The following is a 26,061-nucleotide window of genomic DNA, read 5'->3' as shown; positions in this document are numbered from 1 at the left end:
TTTTATTTTAACAATTATCGCGGCGAGTTGCACCTCTATCTGGATGCGATGTAGGTCTTCAGGCGTTCCGCCGCCTCAGCGACCATCTCTGTGCTCAGCGCGTAGCTCATGCGGACATACCCTTCTCCGCCGGGTCCAAAGATCGATCCAGGCAGCATGCCCACTTTGGCGTTCATGCCGATTTCGCGGCAGAAGGCCTTATCGTCGGTACCGAACTTCGCCGGAATCTTCGCAAAAGCATAGAAGGCCCCCTTCAGCGCGGGAACCTCGAAGCCGGCTTCCTGCAAGGCGGGAACGAGGATGTTTCTTCTTTTTTCATATTCGGAGCGCATCTTTTCGACATCCGGCGCGCTGTTGCGGAACGCCTCTTCGGCCGCACGGTTAGAAACCGTTACGCCGGTCGTCACCAACTGCTGATGCGCCAAGAACAAAGTCTTCATCCATTTCGCATCTGCTGCAAGCACACCGACACGCCAGCCGGTCATCGCAAAGGCTTTCGAAGCCCCTTGGAACAAAATTGTGCGGTCGCGCAACAGGGTCGCGATCGAGGTATGCTTTTCCCCGTAGGTGATTTCGCTGTAGATTTCATCGCTCAGTACAAAGATGTCGTACTGCTTGATCGCGTCTGCCAAAGCCGTCAGTTCTGCTTTTGTATAGGTAGCCCCAGTAGGATTGCTCGGGTAGTTCAAAAAGAGCGCTTTGACATTTTTGTTTTCGGCCATCGTCTTGTGCAGCAACTCCGGCGTCATCAAAAAGTTGGTGTCGGAAGTGTCAACGAGGATGCACTCCCCGCGGTTCAGTTCCACCGCATAGCTGTACAATGGAAAATAAGGCGACGGGATGATGACCTGATCACCCGGGTTCAACAAGCCAAAAGCCGCTGCAAAGAGCCCTTCAGTGGCACCCACCGTCATCACGATTTCCGTTTCGGGATCGTAGTGCAGATCATATTGCTTTTCCAGGAATGCGCTGACTGCTTTACGGACGCCGATTTCGCCGGAAGTGTGCGCATAATGGGATGCGTTGTCCTCGATCGCCTTGATGGCGGCTTGCTTGACGTTTTCGGGCATATCAAAATCCGGTTCCCCGATCGTCATCGGAATGCAGTCTTCCACACTGCGGAATAATTCATCAAATTCGCGGATCTGCGAAGGTTTGATGCGGGCAAATAGTTCATTCGTTGTCAAAGCCATGTAGTACATCCTCCATCCAAGTGTGCATGACCGCCGGAAGCCCCTCGGATCATGCTTTTTTATAGGTTCATATCCTTTTTCTCACATAATTTTAATATTAATCAGAATACGACTATTCCGTTCATAAGTCAAGCACACCATGGCATTATCCATTATTAGAGAGCGTTTTCTCTTTCTCAAAATGAGAAAATTCGAAAATTTTCTGTTTCTTTTTAATCTTATTTGTTGACAAAGAAAGCGGGATTGGGTATATTAATCACATCAAAAACACAGCGAAGAGAAGAGTAAATCATTCCACTCCTTCATTAGAGAGCTTGGTCAGGTGAAAACAAGCAAGGAAGTGTTGGTTGAAGATGGTCTCAGAGTGGCTTGTCCGAAGAGTAACTTCTTAAGACAGGACGGGAACGCCCGTTACAGTGTCTCAGTATGACTTGCAGCAATTTGCAGGCGCACTGGCTAAGGCGGATGCAGCGATGCTTTCGTGAACTAAGGTGGTAACACGAGATCGAACTTTGACCTCTCGTCCTTATCTTGCGCATAAAAGATGCAGCAGATAGGACGGGAGTTTTTTGATTTTATGATATAATCTAAACGCAAGGAAGAGGAAAGTAAGAGTCGGAACGTATCACAGCGAGCCTGGTTGGATGAGAACAGGTATACGGAACGGTTTTGAAGATGGCCTCGGAGCGGGAGGGATGAGCTGCACAAGCAGTAAATCCTTCAAGGGAGCACCCTTTATCGTGCACGAGTGAAGCAAGCCTTCACTCATGGAGGAATCCTACCGCGAGGAGGATTCGAACAAAGGTGGTAACACGAAGCGTCCGCATTCGTCCTTAACGTCATATTTTTTTGATGTAGGATGGATGCTTTTTTTATTAGAGGAGGAAAGAACATGATCAGTCTACAGGATATCTCAGTGACTTTTAAAGCTGACAAAAACAAAGCCATCCATGCCGTACAGCATGTTTCGCTGGAAGTCGATAAAGGCGACGTCTACGGCATCGTCGGATACAGCGGTGCCGGCAAAAGTACATTAGTAAGGACCATCAATCTTCTGCAGCGTCCGACCGAAGGAAAAGTCATCGTGAGCGGAAAAGACATGATGGCATTGAACGACAAGGACTTGCGTGACTCGCGCAAAAAAATCGGGATGATCTTCCAGCATTTCAACCTGATGCGCTCGCGCACGATTCACGACAACGTCGCATTCCCCTTGAAGAATTCTTCCTTAAGCAAACAGGAAATCCACGACAAGGTAACCGACCTTCTTTCATTAGTGGGGTTGTCCGAAAAAGCCAATGCTTACCCTTCCCAATTATCCGGTGGGCAAAAGCAGCGTGTGGCCATCGCCCGCGCCTTGGCGAATGACCCGGAAGTGCTGCTTTGCGACGAAGCGACTAGCGCTTTGGATCCGAAGACGACTTCTTCGATACTGGCTCTGTTGAAAGAGCTGAACAAGAGACTGAACTTGACGATCGTCATCATCACCCATGAGATGCAGGTCGTGAAGGAAATCTGCAACAAGGTGGCTGTGATGGAAGACGGCGGTGTGATCGAATATGGCTCAATTTTAGACATCTTCACGAAGCCGCAGAACCAATTGACGAAGGACTTCATCGATACAGCCACACATGTCGAACACGGCATCGAAACGGTCATCACCCACCCGACAATCCTGAATCTGGGCGAACATGATGTGCTGACAAAACTTTCATTCGTCGGAGGTTCCACAGGCGAGCCGCTCATCGCCAAGCTTGCCAATTCGTTCAACGTGAACGGGAACATCCTGTTCGGAAACGTCGAAATATTGCAGGACACCCCCGTCGGCACCCTGCTCCTGGTGCTCAGTGGAACACCGGAAGCCGTCGTAAAAGCGGTCCGCTACCTGCAGGATAATGGCGTGACGGTGGAGATCATCACCGACGAAATCATCGCCGAAAAGAAAAATAAAGGAGGAGACGAAGAATGAACACATTCATCACAACATTTCTCCCTAACGTCTCTGAAATCTGGGATGAAGTGCTCCTTAGCACATGGGAGACCTTATACATGACGCTCGTTGCCGGACTGATCGCCGGTGGGCTGGGAGTCGTCCTTGGAGTCATCCTGTTGGTCACAGAAGATGGCGGCATCCTTGAGAACAAACACCTGTACAACGTTCTGGATAAGCTCGTCAACATCTTCCGCTCGTTGCCCTTCATCATCCTGATGGCCTTGATCGTACCTTTCACGCGGTTCGTGGTCGGCACTTCGATCGGAACGACCGCATCGATCGTTCCGCTGGTTGTAGCGACGGTTCCCTTCTATGCCCGTCAGATCCAAAATGCATTGGTTGAAGTCGATCCCGGCGTCATCGAGGCCGCCCAATCAATGGGTGCCAGCCCCGGAGAAATCATCTTCCGCGTCTACCTGAAAGAAGGCCTGGCCGGCATCATCCGCGTATCATCCGTAACGATCATCAACCTGATTGGTTTGACGGCAATGGCTGGAGCCATCGGCGGAGGCGGCTTGGGTAACCTGGCCATCACCCGAGGCTACAATCGATTCCAGAACGACGTGACCTTGGTCGCAACCATCATTATACTGATTATCGTATTCATCAGCCAAGCCATCGGCAATGCCCTGGTAAAGAAAGTAAGTCACTAAAATATAAAACAAAATCGGAGGAAACAAATCATGAAAAAGAAAAACGTATTATTCTCAGGTGTTGCAGCACTTACCCTTTTTTTAGCAGCTTGCGGAAGCAGCGACTCGAACACGGACTCAGCAGCGGACACGGCTTCTTCAGATAACGAAACAGTGAAGATCGGTGTAGTCAGCGAAGTCGAGGTCGACGTCTGGGAAGATGTGGCCAGCCGTTTGGAAGACAAAGGAATCGACCTTGAAATCGTCCAATTCACCGACTACGTACAGCCTAACGTCGCTTTGGAAAATGGCGACATCGACCTGAACGCTTTCCAGCACGTGGCTTATCTTGAAGATTTCAACGCCAACAACGAGTCAGATCTGACTCCGATCGGCTTCACTTATGTTTCTCCACTTGGTTTGTACTCTGAAAAAGTTACGGACTATGCGGAAATCGCGGAGGGAGCTAAAATCGCCATCCCTAACGATGTGACCAACGGCGGACGCGCACTCTTGTTGTTGCAAGCAATCGGCCTGATCAAATTGGACGAAGCCAAAGGAACAACACCGACAGTCAATGACATCATCGAAAATCCAAAGAACATCAGCTTTGAAGAATTGGATGCTGCTCAAATTGCCCGCTCCCTTCCGGATGTGGACGCAGCAGTCATCAACACAAACTATGCAACCGACTCCGGCCTGAATCCTAAAGAGGATGCTCTCTTCCTGGATACCGATAACATCGCAAGCGTTGCCGACGTATACAAGAATATCGTAGCGGCACGCGCCGCAGACATCGACAACGAGACCTACAAGACAGTCGTTGCGGAATACCAAACAGCCGAAACAGCAGCGATTCTGGACGATGTCACAGCAGGCAACGACGTACCCGCTTGGGAACAGTAAGACCCATTCACTTGTTTACAAAAATCACGTTTGCAGACGTGATGTAAAAATAAATAGAAAAAAATCGGAGGAAATACATTATGAAAAAGAGTAAATTATTTGGTGGCCTAGTCCTTACAGCTTCATTATTCCTGGCAGCATGCGGAAACGGCGGAACAACCGCTGATTCATCCGCTGCAGAGTCAAGCAGCACTGTAGCAGCAGAACCAACTACAGTCAAAATCGGCCTGGTCAGCGAATCCGCAGTCGAAATCTGGGAAGCCGTCGCAGAGCGTCTGGAAGACGAGAACATCGATCTTGAAATCGTCAAATTCACTGACTACAACCAACCGAACATCGCGTTGGATAACGGTGAACTCGACTTGAACGCCTTCCAGCACGTAGCCTTCCTGGAAAACTACAATGCAAACAACGACGCAGACTTGACGCCACTTGGATTCACTTTTGTTTCTCCATTGGGAATCTACTCTAGCAAATATGCGGATTACAGCGAAATACAAGACGGTGACACGATTGCTATCCCGAATGATGTAACCAATGGCGGACGCGCTTTGTTGCTGTTGCAAGCCATCGACTTGATCACTTTGGACAACGCAGCAGGCACCGCACCAACCGTAAACGACATCATCGAAAACCCTAAGAATCTGAACATCGAAGAATTGGATGCTGCACAATTGCCGCGTTCGCTTGAAGATGCAGGCGCTGCGGTCATCAACACCAACTTCGCCGTCGATGCTGGACTTGTACCGACTGAAGACGCCCTTTACTTGGATACAGACAACATCCAGGAAGTCTTGGACATCTACAAAAACGTTGTAGCGGCCCGTGCAGAAGACGTTGACAATGAAGTCTACAAAAAAGTTGTAGCGGCATACCAAACAGAAGAAACAAAAGCTTTGATCGCAGAAACAACTGCTAACACAGATATCCCTGCTTGGGACTAAGCTGACGCCGTTTCTCTCTTAGCCTGAAAACATAATAAATTTACGAGTAGCATCAAGCCGGTGCGTTTCTTTTCGCGCCGCTCTTGATGCTATCTTTATACACAAAGGAGCCTTTTACTAATGAAAAATAAGACATTTTTAGCAACATTGACCCTTTCAGCCAGCCTTTTCCTTGCCGCTTGCGGCAGCACAGCATCCGATTCCTCATCCAGCGACGTGACCTCTTCCGAAGCGACTGAGGCCGTCAAAGTCACATTGGGCGTCGTCGGAGAAGTCAACGAACCTTGGGATTACGTCATCGAAGAGCTGAAAGAAAAAGAGAACATCGAAGTCGAACTGGTCAAGTTCACCGACTACACGACCCCTAACAATGCCTTGGCCGAAGGTGAAATCGATCTGAGTTCTTTCCAGACAGAGATCTTCATGGACAACTACAACAAAGATCATGGAACAGAATTGACGACCATCGGCTATACGGTAATGGCTCCTTTAGGACTTTACTCCGATAAAATCACGGACATCAGCGAACTGAAGGACGGCGACACTATCGCCATCCCGAACGACGTCTCCAACGAGGGGCGCGCTTTGATTCTGTTGCAGACAGCCGGTTTGATCACGCTTGATCCTGAAGCCGGTTTGGTTCCGACCACCGAAGATGTCGTCGAAAACAAATTGAACCTACAGTTCCAAACGCTTGAATCCAACCAGACCGCCCGCGCTTTGCAGGATGTGACAGCTTCCGTCATCAACAGCGGCATGGCCGTGGATGCTGGCTTCATCCCGAGTGAAGATGCCGTCTTCCTTGAGCCGGTAACCGCAGATTCGAAACCTTATTACAACGTCATCGCGGCACTTTCCGAAGACGTCGACAACGAAACCTTCCAAACGATTGTAGAATATTATCAATCCGAAGGAACGGCTAAAGTCATCGAAGAATCTTCAAAAGGCTCGCAATTCCCCGTTTGGGACGAAGCAAAATAATTTCGAAAAGAGGAACATTTAAGGGGCTTGGGCCATTTGCCCACAGCCCCTTTTCCATAAATACCCAAGGAGGAATCATCCATGACCATCACTCAAAATCAGATCCACGCAGAAGTTACCGACATCTATGATTACATCGTCGCCTTGCGCCGCCACTTCCACCGCCATCCGGAGCCGAGCCTGAAGGAATTCGAAACGATCCAACGCATCAAAGAAGAAGTCGAAGAAATCGGTGTGCCCTACATCAATGTCGGCGAGACCGGCATCTTGGCCACTCTGACCGGCGGGAAAGGCTCCGGCAAGGCCATTCTGCTGCGCGCCGATATCGATGCGCTACCGCTGCCGGATGAAACCGGCAAACCCTACGCTTCCGTCAATCCCGGCTTCAACCATGCCTGCGGGCACGACGGGCATACAGCTTCCTTGTTGGGCGCTCTGAAAATCCTGAAGGAACATCAGGATGAATTCGCCGGAACGATCCAGTTCGCCTTCCAGCCGGCCGAGGAAATCGGCGGCGGCGCGCGCCAGTTCGTGCGCGGCGGCTACATCGACGGCATCGATCATGTCTTCGGCATCCATCTGCAATCCGGCACGCAAGTGGGCAAAATCGTCGCGACTCCGGGCCCTTCCAACGCGTCCTGCGATATTTTCAAAATCAAAGTCTTCGGCAAGAGCGAGCATGTCTCGCGTCCGGATCTGGGCCGCGATGCTTTGGTCAGCGCAGCCGCCATCGTTACGGAACTCCAGACCATCGTCGCGAGGGAAGTCAGCCCGATCGATGAGGTCGTCGTCGGAATCGGCGTGCTGCGCGCAGGGACGAACTACAACATCATCGCCAATGAAGCAGAAATCGAAGGGACAGTCCGAACTTTCAGCCATGAAGTCCGCGCCCAAGTGTTGGAAGCCGTGGAAAGGATCGCCCAGAACGTTTCGGCTGCGCATCGCACCACCATCGCATTCTCCAACTACGATGCCGCGGCTCCGCTGATCAATGACATCCAGGCCGCCAATCATGCCATCAGGGTTGCCTCGGATATTGTCGGCAGCGAGAACGTCATCACCGACAGTCCGAAAAGCATGGGCGCCGACGACTTCGCGGATTACCTGGCGGTCGCACCCGGCGTCTATTGCTTCGTCGGTACGCAAAGCGGCGAAGAGACGGCTTACGGCCACCACCACGAAAAATTCGACATCGATGAAAAAGGCCTAGCCATAGCGGCGGAGTTGCACATTTCCTATGCACTGGCATACTTGAACGATCCATTCTAATACAAAAAAATGCGTCGCTCCTTTGGATTTCCCAATTGAGCGACGCATTTCATTTTTTTATTCAAGCAAACGATCCGTTCCGACAAATCTGATCAGAACTGGATTGTGCCTTCCGCATTGTAGAATTCGCGCCAATCGACGAAACCGGCATCCAGCCCGCGGAGCAGAACTTCGGCTGTGCCGATGTTAGTGGCCAACGGGATTTCATAAACATCGCTCAATCGGATCAAAGCGGTTACATCCGGTTCATGCGGCATAGCGGCCAACGGGTCCCTCAGGAAGATGACCACATCCATCTCGTTTTGCGAAATCATGGCCCCGATCTGTTGGTCCCCTCCAAGCGGTCCTGATTTAAAACGGTGCACGTTCAGTCCGGTCGCTTCCATGATGCGGGTTCCGGTTGTCCCGGTCGCAAACAATTCATGCTCTTCCAGAATCGCTTTATAGGCAGTGCATAATTGAATCATCAAATCCTTTTTGCGGTCATGCGCGATTAATGCTACTTTCATCTGATTTCCTCCCTGCAATTTTTATAAGAATAGTATATCATTTTGCGGGTTTTATGGTGGAATCGATTGCAATATTTTTCTCTGCCGTACCAAAATAACCAAAATATATACGCTTTTCTTCATATTATCTTCACAATTCAGGACTATTATACAGATAGGCCAATCACAAACAATCTTTTACTCTTCTTTACTCCTCCAAAGTAAAGAACAACTCCTTTATGCCACCGCTCTTATGAGCGGTGGTTTTTTGCGCTCATGTGCTGGCTTATGATGCCGGTTGTCCGATTTACCGGAAATATCGGACAACCGTAGAACATTCTTGATGCTCCTTGTCCGATTACTCGGAAGTATCGGACAACTGTAGAACATTCTTGATGCTCCTTGTCCGATTAACCGGAAGTATCGGACAACCTCAGAACTTTCTTGATACTACTTGTCCGATTTACCGGAAGTATCGGACAACCGCTGAACATTCTTGATGCTCCTTGTCCGATTTACCGGAAGTATCGGACAACCTCTGAGATTTCTTGATACTACTTGTCCGATTTACCGGAAATATCGGACAACCACGCGAAAAGGCTGGCCCGTTGCGGGACAGCCTCGTCCACGCATGCAATTTAAGCCAACTCTTCCCCGTTTGAAGCAATAACCTGCTTGTACCAATCGAAGGAGTCTTTCTTGCTTCTTTCCAAGCTGCCGTTGCCTTCGTTGTCCCGGTCGACATAGACGAAGCCGTAGCGTTTCTTCATTTCGCCGGTCGTGAACGATACGCAGTCGATGCAGCCCCATGGTGTGTAGCCCATCAGATCGACACCGTCCTCTTCGACGGCCTTCTTCATTTCTTCGATGTGCGAACGTAGGTAGTCGATGCGGTAAGGATCATGGCAGCTGCCATCCTCTTCCTTGACGTCGATCGCGCCGAAGCCGTTTTCGACGATGAACAACGGTTTTTCGTAACGTTCATAGAACAGATTCAATGTGTACCGCAGACCTTCCGGATCGATCGCCCAGCCCCAGTCGGATTCCGTGATGAACGGGTTCTTCACGGAATGCGCACTGGAACCGTCCAGTGCTTTCGATACATCCTTATTCACGGTCGAATCGACGCAGTTGCTCATGTAATAAGAGAAGCCGATATAATCGACGGTCCCTTCCGCCAAAGCTTTTTTGTCCGCTTCCGTGATGTCCAGCTTGAAGCCTTTTCTCTCGAACATCTTCAAAGCGTAAGCCGGATAGTGTCCGCGGCATTGGACATCGCCGAAGAACCAACGGTCGTGCATCATCTGGTTGGACAGCACCATGTCGGCAGGTCGGCAGGAATACGGATAGATCGGCACCATCGCGATCATGTTCCCGATCTGGAAATCTGGATTGATTGCACGGCCCACTTTAACTGCCAACGCGCTGGCGACCAATTCATAGTGTCCGCATTGATACATGGCCTCTTCGGGGTTCGGATAGTCGCCGAAATGCGCGCCGGAGTTGGTCCATCCGAAGATGTCGTTCTTGTAGTTCATTTGGTTGTTGATTTCATTGAAAGTCATCCAATATTTCACTTTATCTTTGTAGCGCTTGAAGCAGACTTCGGCAAATGTGACGAAGAAATCGATCGTCTTGCGGTTCATGAAGCCGCCGTATTCTTTGGCCAAATGGTACGGCATCTCGAAGTGGGACAGGGTGATGACCGGTTCGATCCCGTATTTCAACAGTTCATCGAAGACATCATCATAAAACTGCAGGCCTTCTTCATTCGGCTCGGCTTCATCTCCGTTCGGGAAGATGCGCGTCCACGCGATTGAAGTGCGGAAACACTTGAAACCCATCTCCGCAAACAAAGCGATGTCTTCTTTGTAACGGCCGTAAAAATCGATGCCGACGTGGTTCGGATAATAATTGCCTTCGACCACGCCGTCCGTGATGACGCGGGGAACCCCGTGTTCCCCGGCTGTCATGACGTCCGCCACGCTCAAGCCTTTGGAAGTGTTCAGAACGCCCCCTTCAAACTGATGGGCAGCCAAAGCGCCGCCCCACAAAAAATCTTTATCCAATGCCATAATGATCCTCCATTAATTTGTATTTGATTTAGGCTTCTAACTATTGGATGTTATTGTGTTTAAGCCTAAACTTCCTATTTTTTATCAGATTTATATCAATAGCAAATGCTTCACCCCAAGCGTTAGATTTTTTACCCTAACATTTGGGGTGAAGCATCTTCTTTAGCGCATGTGCAAATTCGACTTTACAGGTCAGCTGCTTATGCTGTTTGTTTTGTGATCGAAGCCCTAATGCCTATCTGCCGTTTCAGGCATCGAAAGCAGATTGTATAATGCACCCAATATATTCGCATCATTGTAGAATTTGCATGGTAAAACAATGGGTTTACACATAGTTGCTTCCAGGGCCGGCAGATCCGAACGAATCTTTTGAAGCTGTACATCAATTTCTTGGATTAAGCGAGGCTGAGCGCTTATTCCGCCGCCGATGACCACTTTGGAAAAATCCAGGACAGCCTGAATATTCAAGATAGTGAGCGCCAGTTCGTAACAATAGTCTTCCAAGTGTTGAACCATCTCTTGATTCCCTTGATTGATGGCATCAAAAACCAGCTGACCATCCGCTTTAACGAGACCGATTTTTTGTGAACCATTTTCCACAAAGGCAACTGCCGACAAGCGATCTCCAGTCAACGATTTTGCAGCTCGTTCCTTTGCACGATGAACGATAAAGCTGAATTCGCCAGCTTGAAAATGCTCTCCTTCCAACAGTTGGCCATTAGCAATTATCCCTCCGCCTATAGCTGTTCCCAAGACGATGGCAACACCATTGTCACACCCTTTCAGGTTTCCGAGCCACAATTCCGAGAGGGCCGCAGCTTTCCCATCATTGATCACGCCAACAGGCAGATGAAACTCATCCTCCAGAATATCCTTTAACGGCAACTCATCCAGATACTGCAAGGAACCTCCATGAAATATCGTGCCTTTCTTACGGTCTACCTTCCCTGGACAACAGATTGCAATCCCATCGATATTTTCTGCATTTTTAATAACGATACTTCTTATGACATCCAGAAACCCCTCCAAATCAATTGGTGTGGTTTCTTTATTTTTATAGCTGATTTTGCCAAAATGATCTGCATAGGCATACTTGATGAACGTCCCACCGACATCAATACATAAATAATTACTCACCATTTCATCCCCTAAAAACTACTATTACAGACACTTACCTGTTCAATCTGATTTCTGTTTCAATCTCCTTATCAAACTGCCGTTAACTAAACTTAGCAGAGCAAATCCTATAGAGAAGTAGTAAATCAGGAAGAAACTGGCAAATGTCAGCAACCAAGCAAAAAACAATATATTCAAAACATTCCAGGAGACCAAACCGATTGTCACTAATGGATTTTGAAATCCTATGACAATATTCTTGATTACACTGTCTTTCACATTTGTTATATTCTCCACATCCGAAGTAAATGCGAAGGTCACCACGATTAAATACAGACTCAGAAAGAGCAGCACGACACTCAGCGCTACCATTTTCAATAGTGGAGTGACTATGTTATTTTCCAGCATGACCAGATTACCGAAAATCAATACAAAAAATAGAATGGTTAAAATCCAATTTTTTATGCCGCTTTTAAAATTTTTCTTGAAGTATTTAATATAGGTTGTAAAGACATAGGGCTCTTTATCATCAAGAATATTTTTCCCAACTTGATTAACTGTCAGCAGCGCCGTTCCGAATGTCAGCAGCGGGAGTGAACTGATCAAAAAGAGACAATTGAGAATGGCAAGATTGCCAACTTTCTCCAATAAGCTCCATGCTTTATTCTCATCTCTAGACGTATTATCCAAAATGCTTACCTCCGTCCTTTACCTTTCCGATCATCCACACCACTACTTCCAAAGTTCAGCCTTTACTCCTTAACCGTTCCATCCGTAATGCCCTCGACAATTTGACTGGAGCACAGGAAGTACAGTATCAGAATCGGAATCAGCGTCAGAACGACTGCCGCAAACGTCAGATCCCAATTCCGGACGAAGTCACTCATGTATTTATAGACACTTAACATGAGCGTTCTTTTATTCGAATCCGAAAGGAAAACCATCGGGATATAGAAATCATTCCAGATGCGGATGCCATTGATCAAGCCGAGCGTTGCCAGTACTGGTTTACAGATCGGAATGATGATACTGAAGAAAATTTGGAATTCGCTAGCACCATCCAGCCTTGCCGACTCTTCGATCGAAGCGGGAATATTCCGGAAAAATTTAGTTAACGTAAATACAGGGAAAGACATCCCTGCTACATACAGTAAGATGACACCTGTCATCGTATTGAGCAGTTGCAGGTTTCTCAAAATAACAAACAGCGGCATCACACACAATTGCACGGGAAACATCATCCCAATCAGGAAATAGGTGCTTACGACTTCTTTCCGCTTGAATTCATACCTGGAAATGCCGTAAGCTACCATTGCGCTCAGCAACAGCAGGAAGAACACACCCACTAACGTGATGAACAAGCTGTTGAACAAATATTTGAAGAAATTGTCTTCCGTGATTACTGTAATGTAGTTTTGCAAGGTGATCGTACTCGGAAATCCGAATGTATTTCTGGCGAGCTCTGAGCTACTCTTGAATGAATTCATAAAAGTAATGACCAACAAAATTAAAGTTATTGAAGTAAACAAGAGCAATAACAGAGACAGTGCATTTCTTAAAAGGGTGTCTTGCTTCTTTTTCATTTTATCTCTCCTATCTTTCTAATTTTTCTCAAGTTTCTTCAATAGTTGAGTCAGTGTCAGCGTAATCACTGCAATGATCAGGAACATGACCACGCTGATGGCGGCACCGAAGCCCATATTGGATTTCCCGTTCAACGCAGTTCCAAAAGTGTATCTGTAGAACATGATATTTACGAAATCCAGCGATTTATCGGCTCCCCCGGTCACTCCGCCCAACAGAAACGGCAGATCGAAAACAGCCAATGCCCAAATGGTCGACATCACCATATTGGTCGTAAAGGAAGAAATGGACATCGGAAAAATGATTTTTGTCAATTTTACCCACTCATTGGCGCCATCCATTTCGCTGGCTTCAATCAAAGAATTGGGAATACCCTGCATATCCGAATAGAAAATCATCATACCTGTCCCGATACCTTGCCAAAGGACAACCAGAATCAAGATTTTGAAAGCCATGTTTGGATCACCCAGCCACAATCCCCTGGTTCCGCCCATCGATTCAATCACTGCATTCAGACTGCCTATGTTCGGATCGAAAATTAAGGTAGTGAAGAACCCGATGATGGTTGAACTGATTACGTAAGGCAAAAACAACATCAATTTAAAATACTGGGCGCCTCGGATTTTGATGAAGAGGATATATGCCAATATGAATTGCACAGGTGTTATGACGAACCAAATGCACAATATATATTTCAGGTTATTGAACAATGCATTATAGAAAATTGGGGCCACCGTATCATCGGTAAACAGCGTAATGAAGTTATCAAGGCCAACAAAGGTCTTCTCCCCGATTCCAGGCCATTCAAAAAAACTGTAATACATGGCTGAAAAAATGGGGATGATGGCAAAAATGGTATATATCAGAAACCCTGGTAGGATAAACCCTATCTGAGGCTTTGTTTTCAATAGATTTTTCATGGGTACACTCCTTTTGCTGAAAATTGCAACATCCTGTCAGTCAGATGTCCTATCACTTTATAATACAGCATCCGTTCAGTCATTAAAGAGAGTGAACGGATGCTGCTTCAAAAATGATGCATCTAATTATTCGGTTGGGTTAATCCATGGCTGCTCCGATTTTATCCATCAAATCATCCACAGTAAGTTTGTCTCCAAAAATAGCGGTTCCTTCCTCTTCCCAAATGGAAGCTGCAGAGTTTGAACCAGAGGAGTGTTTTGTCAACATAGACTGCCAAGTACCTACTACTTGATCCGCATTCGAAATTTCTTGGGCAACACCCTCAGCAGATGGGATTTCTGAGTCACCTGAAACGGCATGCAATTCTTTCACCCAAATCTCTTGAGCTTCCTTCGTTGCACAGAATTGCAGGAATGCTTCTGCTGCAGCACTGTTTTCTGTATCAGCATTCATCGAGAACCCATTCGCAAAGGATCCCATCATCGTCTTTGTTCCATCATTCGAAGGAATCTGGAAAGCGCCAAAATTCAGAGCCGGATTATTTTTTTCGATTGTTTGCACCATCCAAGAGCCATCAATGGTCATCGCCGCTTTACCGGTCGTAAACGCCAACGTTTGTCCATTGCTGTCTACACCTTTGAATCCATCGCCGAAGTAGCCTTTTTCTGCCCATTCAACAACTTTATCCAATGCTGCTCTTGCTTCCTCTGAATCTGCTTTTACAGAATAATCATCGAAGCCCATCGTGTATTCTGGGTATTGTGATGCCAACAGCACTTCATAAACCCACAATAGCTGCCATGAACTCAACCCGGATAACGAAATCGGCACATAGCCATTGTCCTTGATTTTTGCAAGCATCGCTTCAAATTCATCGAATGTTTTTGGTTCAGTGATACCTAATTCTTTAAAGATATCTTTGTTGTAATATACAGCTCTTGCATCGAAGGTCATCCAAGGAACCGAATACGTTTTGTCGTCGATTTTAGCTAAGTCATACGCCTCTTCGGACAATTCACTCAAATCGACTATGTCTGTAATGTCAGCAACCTTTTCTTGTTCCACATAGGTTTGCATATTTTCTGTTGCTGTTCCGTTCGTCCAGAACAAATCAGGTCCGCTGCCTGATTGAAGGGATGTCGTTAACAGCGAGTAATAGTCGCTCCCTGACTTGGCCTCCACTTCAATAGAGACATCGGGGTATTCTTTATTGAACTCATCCACCAGCGTTTGTACAGGTTCTTCAAAACTAGGGTCATGTTCCCAGATAACCAAATCACCCTTAACTTCTCCATCAGAACTCGTGGCTTCTTGTCCGCATCCTGAAATTAACGGGAACACCAGCATCGTTGAAGCAATTGTAAATAATAATTTCTTTTTCATCATTATTCTTCCTCTCTTTTATAAAAACTGTTAATGATTCGTTTCAGTTTATCGGCACTACTAACAGCGTAACCTTTCAATCAAAGATTCTTATTCACTGATTTTCAACATAAACCGTCCTTCTTGACTTAATTCATTACCCGCGTAAACGCTCATGCCTTCCGGCACCTGATAACTGACAGTTAAAACATCTCCCTCCTTCGTCCATTCAACTTTGACAATCCCATGAGGAGTCATAACCTCCCCTTTGGCCCATGTCAGATATCCGGGAGTTGGAGCGATCACTACAGATTTATAGCCTGGTTCTGCCGGATACACGCCCAATGTCACACTCGGCAATTCATACAGCGCCAAAGACCCCCAAGCATGACATTCACTTCGCTCGCCGGCTTCTGCCTCAACGCAAGTCGTTGCATTATTCTTGATCATTCTGCGCCAAATATTCCAATAATCATCCGTTAATTCATATATACCTGCCTTATGCAAGGCCCGATAGAGATAAAAAGACATGGCCACCGAACATTGCGCATAGTTTTCTTTATGCTGGATCGTCTCCAACAGATTTGCTTTTCCCTGTTGCTGGGAAAGGGTATCCGTCAATAACGCAAACACTTGCGTATGTTGGCTATACATTTCAATACCCGGACCATCCTGGATCATTCCATTTGAGCCGATACAGAACTTCCTGATAGCCTGTTTTACCGATTCTGCTTTATCTTCCAGTCTGTCTGCAAATTGGCTACGACCAAGGTGTTCAGCTATCTGTGCAGCCGTCTGCAATCCCATGATATAGAGCAAACTTTCCATCGTGATCGCACCCTGTAAAGTTGCTGGCGGAACACCGCTTGTGCCATTCCACTCCGGCGTCCAATCGGTAAATGACCAGTAGCGATCGATTCCGTTTATGCCACCAAGCTTTCCTACATAACCTTCAGGTCTTACATTTCTCTCGAAGTAGTTCAACACGCTTTCAACAGTAGGCATATGCTCTTCAAGAAGCGTCATATCATCAAAATACATCATGTGGTCATGTAGCATCAAGATGTAGTATATGGAAAAACCGGGAATTACATTCGGCCCATAACAAGGATAAGAACCATTCAAGGTGCCGTCGTACCGATGAGAGCGCTTAAAATCATCCATACATTTGCGTGCGAGCCGATCGTCCGCAGAGACGGCATAGGTATATAGTATCTGTAGTCTGGAATCCATTGCATATTGCAATTGCTCATAGAAAGGACAATCCTCATAAGTTTCATGCATACATCGTCTGAGGGTCCTTTCACTTATATCCCAAATTGCGCTCAAACTTTCATCGGAACTTTCAAAAGATGTGCTTACTTCTAAAGGATAGCCGGTTTCGATATAATCAAAAGCTTCAAGAACAAGTTCATCATCGTTTGTTTCAATTTCTAGCCCAATGAATCGGAATGTCCGAAACCAAAAAGGTTCATAGCATTCCGGGGCTTGTTCTGTACCGTAACCAGCTACTGTATATTCATCATTGAATCCTTCCAGGTGCCCTCCTAAATAGTCCTCCCGATCTTCCTTCAAAGGTATCTCTAGACCGTTGACTACTGTTTTTGTGTTTTGGACGTAAGCTTCTGATTGAAGAATGTTGATTTTAGCGGAATGGCCTCCGGAAACCGCCAATTGGAGATAACCAGTCATTTCTTCACCAGCAGAAATTTCAATGATTTCTTTACTGTTAGGCGGAACAACAACGCGCTCTCTTTTGCAGAGAAATTTCTCCCACACTTCTTTTGGATGTACAGACTGCCTAATGGTCATAATTTTCTCAAACTTACGTTCCTTCCGGTACATAAATGGAATCGTACGTGCATACAAGTTACCTGGACTGACCGCTTGACTCATCTCAGATGGTTGATATGACCGCGCCATTTGCCAATCCCCTGCATCAAAATCAGCCTTCATCCAATCGGAATTTTTATCATCTCCGTTAACTTTTTCATATATCTGCAAGGGCGCAAAAACCGATGATTCCGAAACGATTTCAAAATTTGGATCAATAAGACATTGCCACGTTTCGTCTGCATGGATGCTCTGCACATCCCCTTCAGCGCTTGTAATTTCTCCCGAAACATAGAGCCCGGGCGTATCTGTACGGAATATACCATGATTCCCTTTTGAATGATCAAGCGGGTACCGCAGCACTTTTACTGCAAAGACGTTTGGTCCTTCTGACAAATACTTTGTGACATCAATCGTATCATAATACCAGATTTGCCGATCCCCTTTACTCGGGCCAACCTCCACAAGCTTGTCATTTATATATAGTTTATACCGAGAATCAGCGGATATCCTCAATTCTCCCTTAATTGGAACTGAAAGATTTATTTCTTTACGAAAATAGACTTGTCTAGGTGCTTCACCATCTTCAAGTGTCCAATCTTTTATCCAAATCCACTCAGTTGTTCTATTTCTATCCATCAGAACCCTCCTTCCATTTGAATTGTAAGGGTTCTCAAAGAAAACGGCCATTGCGTAATTACGCTAATAAAATTGACTTTTTTTAACAGATAATCCATAGTATAATGGAAAAGTGACTATTTTTATTAAAAAGCACAGATATTATTAACCAAATCGAATAAATAGGCCCTGAGCGAAAAGAATAAAATTTGCTTTTCTGGAATATAAAAACAGGAAGGAATGAGAAATATAATGGAGCTGGAGCAACTACTGCGGCAATTGCATGAATACTCAAAAGTCGAAGAGTATTTAATGAACCATCGAGAAATCCGGAACAATAAACGGCTCATCCAGGAATTCGTAGCAACGCTCAATGAAGATGAGGCAAAGGAACAATTAGTCCCGATCCTTCCACACATGGGTTCAGATACAATGAGTCATCCTGAAACATTTCCTGAAAGTTATTTTTTTTATGAGAATGACCCCTTAAAGGTCCGAATCACCCAGCATACGCGGTATTCAACTCCGGTTATGCACAAACACGATTTTTATGAAATGTTCTATGTCTATGAAGGTGAGTTTGAACAGTACATTGATAATAAGACATATGTTATGCGGACTGGTGATATCTGTCTCGTTCCGCCCGGTGTCTATCACTCCTTGGATGTGAACAACTATAGCATTGTCTTGAATATTCTGATTCAAAAGGATAGTTTTCAAGAGATCTTCTTTCAAAATTTAAGCGGCGACCATATTTTCTCAAACTTCCTGATCAGCAACGTCTATACGAAAAAAATAGACAGCTTCATTATTTTCCCTACCAACGGAGACCTAAAAGTCAAAAATATGATTTTGGATATGTACTTGGAGACGATCAACAAACAAAAATATTATGTGCAAGTCGTCCACTCCAATCTTTTGTTGCTGCTCAGCCATTTGCTCCGCCACTATGAAGACAGATCGATCATGCCGAAACCGCAACGCAAAAGGGACGTCATAGATTTTGAGATAATCACTTCAATCGAGAAAAACTATAAAGACATTACCTTGGAACAACTATCGGATTCCATTCACTATTCCACCCAACATATTTCTCTGCGGATCAAACAATTAACGGGAGAGTCTTTCACCAAATTTTTGCTGAGAAAGAGAATGACGGTTGCCTCTGACCTTCTGAAACACACCAATATGAAAATCCAAGACATTGGCCCTGATGTAGGGTATAAAAATCAGGAGAACTTCATCCGTTCTTTCAGAAAGTTCTATCAAACGACACCTTCCCAATTCAGAAAAGACCACAGTAACTTTAAGCTCTAACAAGTCCAGGGCGCACCATATCTGGTGAAGCCTTGCTTCGCCGGAGATTAAAAGACTGGCTGTAGATAAGCAGCGTTCGATCCAAATACAAAAAAGCTCAGCGGGATATTGCGATCCCCGCTGAGCTTTTCATGCATGCAATTTAAGCTAATTCTTCCCCGTTTGAAGCAATGACCTGCTTGTACCAATCGAAGGAGTCCTTTTTGCTTCTTTCCAGTGTTCCGTTGCCTTCGTTGTCTCTGTCGACATAGATGAAGCCGTAGCGTTTCTTCATTTCGCCGGTCGTGAAGGATACGCAGTCGATGCAGCCCCATGGTGTGTAGCCCATCAGATCGACGCCATCCTCCTCGACAGCTTTTTTCATTTCTTCAATATGCGTCTTGAGGTAGTCGATGCGGTATGGATCGTGGCAACTGCCATCCTCTTCCTTGACATCGATGGCACCGAAGCCGTTTTCGACGATGAACAACGGTTTTTCGTAACGTTCATAGAACAGATTCAATGTGTACCGCAAGCCTTCCGGATCGATCGCCCAGCCCCAGTCGGACTCTTCAATGAACGGATTCTTCACGGAATGCGCGCTGGAACCGTCCAGAGCTTTCGATACATCCTTATTCACGGTTGAATCGACGCAGTTGCTCATATAGTAAGAGAAGCCGATATAGTCAACGGTCCCTTCCGCCAAAGCTTTTTTGTCTGCTTCCGTGATATCCAGCTTGAAGCCTTTGCGTTCGAACATCTTCAAAGCGTAGGCCGGATAATGGCCGCGGCATTGCACATCGCAGAAGAACCAGCGGTCGTGCATCATCTGGTTGGAGAGTACCATGTCGGCCGGGCGAGAGGAATACGGATAGATCGGCACCATTGCGATCATGTTCCCGATCTGGAAGTCGGGGTTGATCTCTTTGCCGATTTTAACTGCCAACGCGCTGGCAAGCAATTCATAGTGCCCGCATTGATACATGGCTTCTTCGGGGTTCGGATAGTCGCCGAAATGCGCGCCCGAGTTCGTCCAGCCGAAGATGTCGTTCTTGTAGTTCATTTGGTTGTTGATTTCATTGAAGGTCATCCAGTATTTCACTTTGTCTTTGTAGCGCTTGAAGCAGACTTCGGCGAAGTTGACGAAGAAGTCCACCGTCTTGCGGTTCATGAAGCCGCCGTATTCTTTGGCCAAGTGGTACGGCATCTCGAAGTGGGACAGCGTGATGACCGGCTCGATGCCATATTTCAACAGTTCATCGAAGACATCATCATAGAACTGCAGGCCTTCTTCATTCGGCTCGGCTTCATCCCCATTCGGGAAGATGCGCGACCAGGCAATCGAAGTCCGGAAGCATTTGAAGCCCATTTCTGCGAACAAGGCGATATCCTCTTTATATTTCCCATAAAAATCGATGCCGACGTGGTTCGGATAATAATTGCCTTCGACCACGCCGTCCGTGATGACGCGGGGAACCCCATGCGCTCCAGCCGTCATGACGTCCGCCACGCTCAAGCCTTTGGAAGTGTTCAGAACCCCTCCTTCAAACTGATGGGCAGCCAAGGCGCCGCCCCACAAAAAATCTTTATCCAATGCCATAATGATCTCTCCTCTTATTTATATTTGATTTTATAAGCCAAAATGATTGATGCCAATACGAATGTGATGCCGTTCGCTGTGATGACGGCATAATCCTGGATATTGATTCCGTGGATCATCCATAAGAAAACACCCACTACGAACATGGCATACATGCCCAACGAGATGCCGGAAGTATCCTTTGTTTTGATGATCTGCCAAGCTTGCGGAACGAAAGACAGCGTCGTCAAAATGGCTGCGATGAACCCTATCATTATTTTCTCCCCCTACTCGTTTCTGCTTGCAGAAAACTATTACACACCTGATTATAAGGGATACAAAACCATTCGCAAGATGTCGCGCAAACTCCGTAACACCGTTTACAAAAACCAGGCATTTTTAACGGAAATATCTAAATCCGGTTCGCAAATTTGGTATGATAGACGCAAGAGATGAAAGATGAAGGAGGAATCACATGCTTATCAGAGAGCGGCTTGAGAGTTTTGATTTTTCGAACAGCGAACAAAAGATAGTAGACTATATATTGGAGAAAAAATCGTCCATCAAAGAAATGACCACCAAAGAAATTGCTGAAGTAACCTACACATCTCCTTCCACATTGGTAAGGATTGCCCATAAGATGAACTTCAGCGGTTGGAGCGACTTGAAGGAAGCCTTCTTGAAAGAAGAGGAGTATTTGCAGAAACACTTCAGTGAAATAAATGCCAACCTTCCTTTTCAAGGTAATGATACCATCATGTCCATTGCAAGTAAAATTGCTGCCTTGGAAAAAGAATCCATCGACGACACCTTGTCGCTGATCACCCATGACGACCTGCAGAAAGCCATCCAAATCATCCGGAAGTCTTCCTATATCAGTCTTTTTGCGGTAAGCAACAACCTGTTGATCACGCAGGAATTCCAACACAACATGTCACGGATCAAAAAACGGGTGGACATCTGCACCTTGCAGGGTGAAATGATCTTTAAATCCTGCCTTGCGGATCAGTCCTCCTGCGCAATCATCGTCTCCTATTCCGGAGAAACTGAAATACTGAATGAGTCGATCCAGTATTTGAAGGCGAACAACATCCCCGTCATTGCCATTACAAATATCGGGGACAACACAACGGCGCGCCTTGCGGATTGCGTGCTCAGAATCTGTACGAGAGAGAAGCTTTATTCGAAAATCGCCACCTTCTCCACCGACAGTGCCATCGTCTACCTGCTGGACGTGCTCTATTCCTGCATCTTCGCTTTGGATTATGACAGAAACCTGCAGCTTCGGATCAGCACTTCCAAGATGATCGAAGCCGGCCGATCTTCAACGTTGGACATCATCAAGGAAGAGGATCACGTTTCAAGATAAAAAAATATCAGTTGTGTCCATGAAAACAGCGAAAAAAAGTTAGCGTTTCTTCACGTTTTTTTCACACCTGAGGCCTATTATAAGGACAAGCCAATCAAACAATCTTTTACTCTTCTTTACTCCTCCAATGTAAAGAGCATGCAAAAAGCCATCGACCTCAATCAGGCGATGGCTTTTTGCGCGACTGCAATCCAAGGATTTTCTTTTCCAAGAAGTCGCACTCGTCGACCCATAACTCTCTCCTGACCGGAACGGTACGGAGACCTTCTCCACACAACTTTAAATAGTCGATCAGCGGTTCGATTGATAACCCTGCTGACCGCACGGCGATCAAGAATTCCAACCATTCCGAAGCCGTTATCCGCCAAAAATGTGGCGAAGTGCTTCTGATTTTCCGGCATTGTTTTCAACAGGTTATCCACAACATCAACGGCAGAAATTGAAAGCTATTTTTTTGAATATGACTAAAAGACTTGCCTTGGAGTGAACTCCAGCATGTACAATAGCTGTATAATGAAAATAAAAACTGGAGGCGTTAACATGGAATATCTGAAATTAGGGAATACCGGCATGGAAGTCTCAAGACTATGTCTAGGGTGCATGGGGTTCGGGGAACCAGAGCTCGGACATATAAAATGGTCCCTAGGTGAAACGGAGAGCCGGGAAATCATCAAAAAAGCGTTGGAGTCCGGAATCAATTTCTTCGACACCGCCAATATGTACTCCAATGGTTCCAGCGAAGAAATCGTCGGTAGAGCATTGAAAGATTTCGCCAACCGCGATGAAATCGTCCTGGCTTCCAAACTGTATTTTCCGATGTTCGAGGGACCGAACGCGAAAGGCCTGTCCCGCAAAAGCATCTTCATCGAAATCGACCACTCTCTGAAAAGATTGCAGACGGATTATCTGGATCTGTACATCATCCACCGTTGGGATTACGACACGCCGATCGAGGAGACGATGGAAGCCCTGCACGACTTGGTGAAAATGGGGAAAGTGCGTTACATAGGTGCTTCTTCCATGCATGCTTGGCAATTTGCGAAAGCGCAATTCATCGCCGAGAAGAACGGCTGGACGAAATTTGTCTCCATGCAGAATCTGTATAATCTGATCTACCGTGAGGAAGAACGGGAAATGATCCCGTTGCTTCAGGATCAAAAAGTTGCGATGACGCCTTGGAGCCCGCTAGCCGGAGGACGGCTGACAAGGGACATCGGTGCCGTCACAGCCCGTGCTAGCCAAGCCGCGCAAGTAGAACTGCCTGCTTATATTGTTGATTCCAATAATGAAGTCATTTCAAGAGTCCACAAATTGGCGGACGAACGCGGCATCACCCGTGGACAAGTCGCGACAGCTTGGATGCTTAGCAAAGACTTCGTAACGTCGCCTCTGATTGGGGCAACAAAAGTGAAATATCTGGACGATGCCTTGGGCGCATTCGAAGTCGCATTGAGCGCCGAAGAAATCAAGTATTTGGAAGAAGCATACGTTCCTAGGAATATCTCCGGATACAGATAGAGGATGAAATTCTGCGGATGGCTCAAGATAGCTTAGCCTGGGGAAGCTCGTCACCTCCGATGAGGAGTGCTTCGCCGGAGCAAGGAAACAATCCAGACGCTCAACTCCGGTTAATGGTCGCTTACCGGAACTGGGTAGAGTAATCAACATCTGAACTCCTGCGAACAATTGCTTCGCCGGAGTTCAGATGTTCTATGGTGAGAAGTAAACTTGCCGCAAGCTGCCGTTCTCTTTGGGTCATTTAGCTAATTTTCTTCGGGTGAAAAATGGAATTGGGGGCGATATTCTTCAACATAATAGTTTCTTGAAGTTATCAAACTAAAAACGATAAATATTACTCCGACTGATACTAACTCGACTTTTATCATTCTCTTATGATTCGATCTTTAGATTACCTTCAATAGCTGTTATCGACCAATCACTACCCTTAGCTTGATACATCCGATTTGAGAGGACAATTTCATCATCCAGATAGAGAACAACAATATCATCTTCTAAGACCAGTTTAATAGTTACACTTGATCGACCCGCAAAGTCAAAGGGCATTTCAGTTTGTGGAGCATAATTTTCCATCCTATCTAAAGAACGATTATAGTATGCGACTCTATTTAGTTCTGTGTCAAAAATAACATTTAGATCCGATTGGGTTTCTTTACTATTAAATTGAAAGGCCCATTTTTTCGTTTGTTCATCTAAGACGACTTTTCCAGAATAAAGAACGGTTTCCTCATCAGCATCAAAAGTGATGGATTGGCCTTCAGGAATTGTCTGATTTGTGAAAGCTACCGTATTCACCTGTTCTTTAACGCTCTCAGGCAACGTCGGCAATAGTTGACCATCCTTAGCTATCAATTCATGGACAGCAAGATTGCCTGCCCAATTATAGTTTTGATTGTCACGATGTTGTTCTTTTGTTGGAATCCAACCCATTACATAAAGTTTCTCTCCATCTGTTTCTAATCTTCCAGCATAAAAACCAGAACTATCCCAATGATCTAAGTTAGCTGGTTTGACGAAAGGTCCATTGACACTATCCGCGATACGGTAATGAACAACACGTTTATCCCATTGATCCGAAAAAGCCAAATACCATTTCCCTTCAAAATAAACAAGTGATGGACACTCTAAATTGGAATCGTTTCCAAAATCATTTGCAAAAAAGGTACCCTGATCTTCCCAGGATATTAAATCTGTTGAAGTATATTTAGCAATAACACCTGTTCCATTTTGACGAGCTGTAATGAGCATCCAATACTCCTGAGAATCTTCTTCGTAAAACACAAAGGGATCTCTGAAATCATCTGCTTCATACTGTGTGCTAGCGAAAAACGTGTGTTCTGGCTGCTTATTCCACTTGACTCCATCTTTACTGGTGGCATGCATAATTGCTTCCTTAGGTGACAACGATCCATTATAGCCGGTATAAAATGCATGATACAATCCATCTGAATCAATTATGACAGAGCCAGTTCCTAAGGCTAACTCCTGATCATTCTGATCATTTACAAATGGAATCACTTCACCATGATCTGTGTAATTAATAAAGTCAGTCGTCGTGATTAAACTAATCGGATGAAAACCAGTCTGATCATCTCGTAAGTCTTCTAAATAATAAATCATAAATTCCTCACCATTAAAATAAGGCATCGGATCTCCAACAAAGCTCTCATTCGAGCGTGGATAAACTTGTTGGATCGTCGTCTTATTAGAGAAAAAATCTGTTTTGCTTATCAAGAACAACCCTCCAATGAAGATAGTGCTTAGACCAATACTTAGCCATTTTTTCAATTTAGCCCCTCCTATTATTTTTTGGAAACGTTTCCGTTTTCAAATATAACATTTTAAAGTTAAATTGACAAGATTAATCCATTTGTTTTTGCTATAATATTCTTTATTTTTTTATTATATAAACTGAATACGAATACCTACCTAGCCACAGAAAGCGCAAATTATATTATTCTCAACAAAATGAATGATGGTAATGTGAACTACTCCCGCAAGTTTAACTGACCTTAACGAAACTATCTAGTTTAGTGCAAACTATCCAATTTCTGTACGTCAGTACGAGTTGTGTTTGCGTCCGACTTCCTTCAGAATCCAACTCACGGTGGATACCCTTGTCATTCACCAACAGTTCCTACCTCAAAGTCTGTAGCGGGTTTTCACCACAAAGTTATCACCCCCTGCCCCGCCGCACAAAACAAAACAAGCCCAGAAAGATGGAAACCATCTCTCTGGGCTTGTTTTTTGGTGTGATACCGGCGGCCGGGGTCGAACCGGCACGCCCTTGCGGGCACTGGATTTTGAGTCCAGCGCGTCTGCCAATTCCGCCACGCCGGCATGATATGAAGCTTGCAATGTTCCATCTTGTTGTTATGGAAAGG

Annotated in this window: 21 protein-coding genes, 1 tRNA gene and 1 other annotated feature; of the genes, 9 read left to right on the top strand and 13 right to left on the bottom strand. The window is 45.8% G+C overall.

The window, feature by feature from the left end:
- Window positions 1–35: 35 nt before the first annotated feature.
- Window positions 36–1,193, bottom strand: a complete 1,158-nt coding sequence (locus C8U37_RS11290) for an aminotransferase class I/II-fold pyridoxal phosphate-dependent enzyme (protein ID WP_170100272.1) — start codon at window positions 1,191–1,193, stop codon at window positions 36–38.
- A gap of 263 nt (window positions 1,194–1,456) precedes the next feature.
- Window positions 1,457–1,724: a binding site (T-box leader), on the top strand.
- Between the two features lie 361 nt (window positions 1,725–2,085).
- On the opposite strand from C8U37_RS11290, the gene C8U37_RS11285 reads away from it, so the two are divergent.
- The 6 genes from C8U37_RS11285 to C8U37_RS11260 all read left to right on the top strand — a co-directional run bounded on the left by C8U37_RS11285 (window position 2,086) and on the right by C8U37_RS11260 (window position 7,918).
- Window positions 2,086–3,162 carry a methionine ABC transporter ATP-binding protein gene (locus tag C8U37_RS11285; RefSeq protein WP_108033327.1) on the top strand — a complete coding sequence of 359 codons (1,077 nt, stop codon included), beginning with the start codon at window positions 2,086–2,088 and terminating at the stop codon, window positions 3,160–3,162.
- Complete coding sequence (locus C8U37_RS11280; RefSeq protein WP_108033326.1) at window positions 3,159–3,839, top strand: methionine ABC transporter permease; 681 nt, start codon at window positions 3,159–3,161, stop codon at window positions 3,837–3,839. Before C8U37_RS11285 ends, C8U37_RS11280 begins: the two co-directional genes overlap by 4 nt.
- A 30-nt stretch (window positions 3,840–3,869) precedes the next feature.
- Window positions 3,870–4,724, top strand: coding sequence for a MetQ/NlpA family ABC transporter substrate-binding protein (locus tag C8U37_RS11275; protein WP_108033325.1), 855 nt, complete (start codon window positions 3,870–3,872; stop codon window positions 4,722–4,724).
- A gap of 80 nt (window positions 4,725–4,804) precedes the next feature.
- Window positions 4,805–5,668, top strand: a complete 864-nt coding sequence (locus tag C8U37_RS11270) for a MetQ/NlpA family ABC transporter substrate-binding protein (RefSeq protein ID WP_108033324.1) — start codon at window positions 4,805–4,807, stop codon at window positions 5,666–5,668.
- 120 nt (window positions 5,669–5,788) lie between these two features.
- A complete protein-coding gene (locus C8U37_RS11265) occupies window positions 5,789–6,649 on the top strand; it encodes a MetQ/NlpA family ABC transporter substrate-binding protein (protein ID WP_108033323.1) in 861 nt (286 codons plus the stop codon).
- 81 nt (window positions 6,650–6,730) lie between these two features.
- Window positions 6,731–7,918 (top strand): amidohydrolase, encoded by a 1,188-nt coding sequence (locus C8U37_RS11260; protein ID WP_108033322.1) that lies wholly within the window; start codon window positions 6,731–6,733, stop codon window positions 7,916–7,918.
- A gap of 92 nt (window positions 7,919–8,010) precedes the next feature.
- Here the strand turns inward: C8U37_RS11260 and C8U37_RS11255 are convergent, their stop codons facing one another.
- From C8U37_RS11255 to C8U37_RS11220, 8 genes are all read right to left on the bottom strand, one after another.
- Window positions 8,011–8,427 (bottom strand): methylglyoxal synthase, encoded by a 417-nt coding sequence (locus C8U37_RS11255; protein ID WP_108033321.1) that lies wholly within the window; start codon window positions 8,425–8,427, stop codon window positions 8,011–8,013.
- A gap of 617 nt (window positions 8,428–9,044) precedes the next feature.
- Entirely contained in the window at window positions 9,045–10,481 is a 1,437-nt protein-coding gene (locus tag C8U37_RS11250) for a 6-phospho-beta-glucosidase (RefSeq protein WP_108033320.1), read from the bottom strand.
- Between the two features lie 228 nt (window positions 10,482–10,709).
- The gene (locus tag C8U37_RS11245) at window positions 10,710–11,621 is read right to left on the bottom strand and encodes an ROK family protein (RefSeq protein ID WP_108033319.1); all 912 of its coding nucleotides are present in this window, start codon (window positions 11,619–11,621) and stop codon (window positions 10,710–10,712) included.
- 39 nt (window positions 11,622–11,660) lie between these two features.
- Window positions 11,661–12,287 (bottom strand): DUF624 domain-containing protein, encoded by a 627-nt coding sequence (locus C8U37_RS11240; RefSeq protein WP_170100271.1) that lies wholly within the window; start codon window positions 12,285–12,287, stop codon window positions 11,661–11,663.
- 62 nt (window positions 12,288–12,349) lie between these two features.
- The gene (locus tag C8U37_RS11235; protein WP_108033317.1) at window positions 12,350–13,180 is read right to left on the bottom strand and encodes a carbohydrate ABC transporter permease; all 831 of its coding nucleotides are present in this window, start codon (window positions 13,178–13,180) and stop codon (window positions 12,350–12,352) included.
- Between the two features lie 18 nt (window positions 13,181–13,198).
- Window positions 13,199–14,101 (bottom strand): carbohydrate ABC transporter permease, encoded by a 903-nt coding sequence (locus tag C8U37_RS11230; protein WP_108033316.1) that lies wholly within the window; start codon window positions 14,099–14,101, stop codon window positions 13,199–13,201.
- 139 nt (window positions 14,102–14,240) lie between these two features.
- Window positions 14,241–15,488 carry an ABC transporter substrate-binding protein gene (locus tag C8U37_RS11225; RefSeq protein ID WP_108033315.1) on the bottom strand — a complete coding sequence of 416 codons (1,248 nt, stop codon included), beginning with the start codon at window positions 15,486–15,488 and terminating at the stop codon, window positions 14,241–14,243.
- 87 nt (window positions 15,489–15,575) lie between these two features.
- Complete coding sequence (locus tag C8U37_RS11220; RefSeq protein WP_245879827.1) at window positions 15,576–17,936, bottom strand: alpha-L-rhamnosidase-related protein; 2,361 nt, start codon at window positions 17,934–17,936, stop codon at window positions 15,576–15,578.
- Window positions 17,937–18,155: 219 nt separating this feature from the next.
- Here C8U37_RS11220 and C8U37_RS11215 point away from each other — a divergent pair, with 219 nt between their 5' ends.
- Complete coding sequence (locus C8U37_RS11215; protein ID WP_108033314.1) at window positions 18,156–19,232, top strand: AraC family transcriptional regulator; 1,077 nt, start codon at window positions 18,156–18,158, stop codon at window positions 19,230–19,232.
- Window positions 19,233–19,374: 142 nt separating this feature from the next.
- Here the strand turns inward: C8U37_RS11215 and C8U37_RS11210 are convergent, their stop codons facing one another.
- Together C8U37_RS11210 and C8U37_RS11205 are read right to left on the bottom strand one after the other, a co-directional pair.
- A complete protein-coding gene (locus C8U37_RS11210) occupies window positions 19,375–20,811 on the bottom strand; it encodes a 6-phospho-beta-glucosidase (RefSeq protein ID WP_108033313.1) in 1,437 nt (478 codons plus the stop codon).
- A 14-nt stretch (window positions 20,812–20,825) separates the two neighbouring features.
- Complete coding sequence (locus C8U37_RS11205) at window positions 20,826–21,065, bottom strand: SemiSWEET transporter (protein WP_108033312.1); 240 nt, start codon at window positions 21,063–21,065, stop codon at window positions 20,826–20,828.
- A gap of 200 nt (window positions 21,066–21,265) precedes the next feature.
- Between C8U37_RS11205 and C8U37_RS11200 the strand changes: the two genes are divergently transcribed.
- Window positions 21,266–22,159 (top strand): MurR/RpiR family transcriptional regulator, encoded by an 894-nt coding sequence (locus tag C8U37_RS11200; protein WP_108033311.1) that lies wholly within the window; start codon window positions 21,266–21,268, stop codon window positions 22,157–22,159.
- Between the two features lie 540 nt (window positions 22,160–22,699).
- On the top strand, window positions 22,700–23,677 hold the full coding sequence (locus C8U37_RS11190; protein WP_108033310.1) for an aldo/keto reductase: 978 nt from the start codon (window positions 22,700–22,702) through the stop codon (window positions 23,675–23,677).
- A gap of 372 nt (window positions 23,678–24,049) precedes the next feature.
- On the opposite strand, the gene C8U37_RS11185 is transcribed toward C8U37_RS11190, so the two are convergent.
- Window positions 24,050–25,465 (bottom strand): family 43 glycosylhydrolase, encoded by a 1,416-nt coding sequence (locus tag C8U37_RS11185; protein ID WP_108033309.1) that lies wholly within the window; start codon window positions 25,463–25,465, stop codon window positions 24,050–24,052.
- Between the two features lie 468 nt (window positions 25,466–25,933).
- Window positions 25,934–26,017: transfer RNA gene (locus C8U37_RS11180), tRNA-Leu, on the bottom strand.
- Window positions 26,018–26,061 lie beyond the last annotated feature (44 nt).

This window comes from Trichococcus patagoniensis (genome assembly GCF_003051085.1).
In the GTDB taxonomy this organism is placed as follows: Bacteria; Bacillota; Bacilli; order Lactobacillales; family Aerococcaceae; genus Trichococcus; species Trichococcus patagoniensis.
Note: the sequence above shows the minus strand (reverse complement) of the source record. Positions and strands in the feature narration are given on the sequence as shown.

What these genes read in the sequence shown, in the direction of transcription:
- C8U37_RS11290 (WP_170100272.1), bottom strand. Translation starts at nt 1,193, where the DNA reads ATGGCTTTGACAACGAATGAACTATTTGCCCGCATCAAACCTTCGCAG.
- C8U37_RS11285 (WP_108033327.1), top strand. Translation starts at nt 2,086, where the DNA reads ATGATCAGTCTACAGGATATCTCAGTGACTTTTAAAGCTGACAAAAAC.
- C8U37_RS11280 (WP_108033326.1), top strand. Translation starts at nt 3,159, where the DNA reads ATGAACACATTCATCACAACATTTCTCCCTAACGTCTCTGAAATCTGG.
- C8U37_RS11275 (WP_108033325.1), top strand. Translation starts at nt 3,870, where the DNA reads ATGAAAAAGAAAAACGTATTATTCTCAGGTGTTGCAGCACTTACCCTT.
- C8U37_RS11270 (WP_108033324.1), top strand. Translation starts at nt 4,805, where the DNA reads ATGAAAAAGAGTAAATTATTTGGTGGCCTAGTCCTTACAGCTTCATTA.
- C8U37_RS11265 (WP_108033323.1), top strand. Translation starts at nt 5,789, where the DNA reads ATGAAAAATAAGACATTTTTAGCAACATTGACCCTTTCAGCCAGCCTT.
- C8U37_RS11260 (WP_108033322.1), top strand. Translation starts at nt 6,731, where the DNA reads ATGACCATCACTCAAAATCAGATCCACGCAGAAGTTACCGACATCTAT.
- C8U37_RS11255 (WP_108033321.1), bottom strand. Translation starts at nt 8,427, where the DNA reads ATGAAAGTAGCATTAATCGCGCATGACCGCAAAAAGGATTTGATGATT.
- C8U37_RS11250 (WP_108033320.1), bottom strand. Translation starts at nt 10,481, where the DNA reads ATGGCATTGGATAAAGATTTTTTGTGGGGCGGCGCTTTGGCTGCCCAT.
- C8U37_RS11245 (WP_108033319.1), bottom strand. Translation starts at nt 11,621, where the DNA reads ATGGTGAGTAATTATTTATGTATTGATGTCGGTGGGACGTTCATCAAG.
- C8U37_RS11235 (WP_108033317.1), bottom strand. Translation starts at nt 13,180, where the DNA reads ATGAAAAAGAAGCAAGACACCCTTTTAAGAAATGCACTGTCTCTGTTA.
- C8U37_RS11230 (WP_108033316.1), bottom strand. Translation starts at nt 14,101, where the DNA reads ATGAAAAATCTATTGAAAACAAAGCCTCAGATAGGGTTTATCCTACCA.
- C8U37_RS11225 (WP_108033315.1), bottom strand. Translation starts at nt 15,488, where the DNA reads ATGATGAAAAAGAAATTATTATTTACAATTGCTTCAACGATGCTGGTG.
- C8U37_RS11220 (WP_245879827.1), bottom strand. Translation starts at nt 17,936, where the DNA reads ATGGATAGAAATAGAACAACTGAGTGGATTTGGATAAAAGATTGGACA.
- C8U37_RS11215 (WP_108033314.1), top strand. Translation starts at nt 18,156, where the DNA reads ATGAGAAATATAATGGAGCTGGAGCAACTACTGCGGCAATTGCATGAA.
- C8U37_RS11210 (WP_108033313.1), bottom strand. Translation starts at nt 20,811, where the DNA reads ATGGCATTGGATAAAGATTTTTTGTGGGGCGGCGCCTTGGCTGCCCAT.
- C8U37_RS11205 (WP_108033312.1), bottom strand. Translation starts at nt 21,065, where the DNA reads ATGATAGGGTTCATCGCAGCCATTTTGACGACGCTGTCTTTCGTTCCG.
- C8U37_RS11200 (WP_108033311.1), top strand. Translation starts at nt 21,266, where the DNA reads ATGCTTATCAGAGAGCGGCTTGAGAGTTTTGATTTTTCGAACAGCGAA.
- C8U37_RS11190 (WP_108033310.1), top strand. Translation starts at nt 22,700, where the DNA reads ATGGAATATCTGAAATTAGGGAATACCGGCATGGAAGTCTCAAGACTA.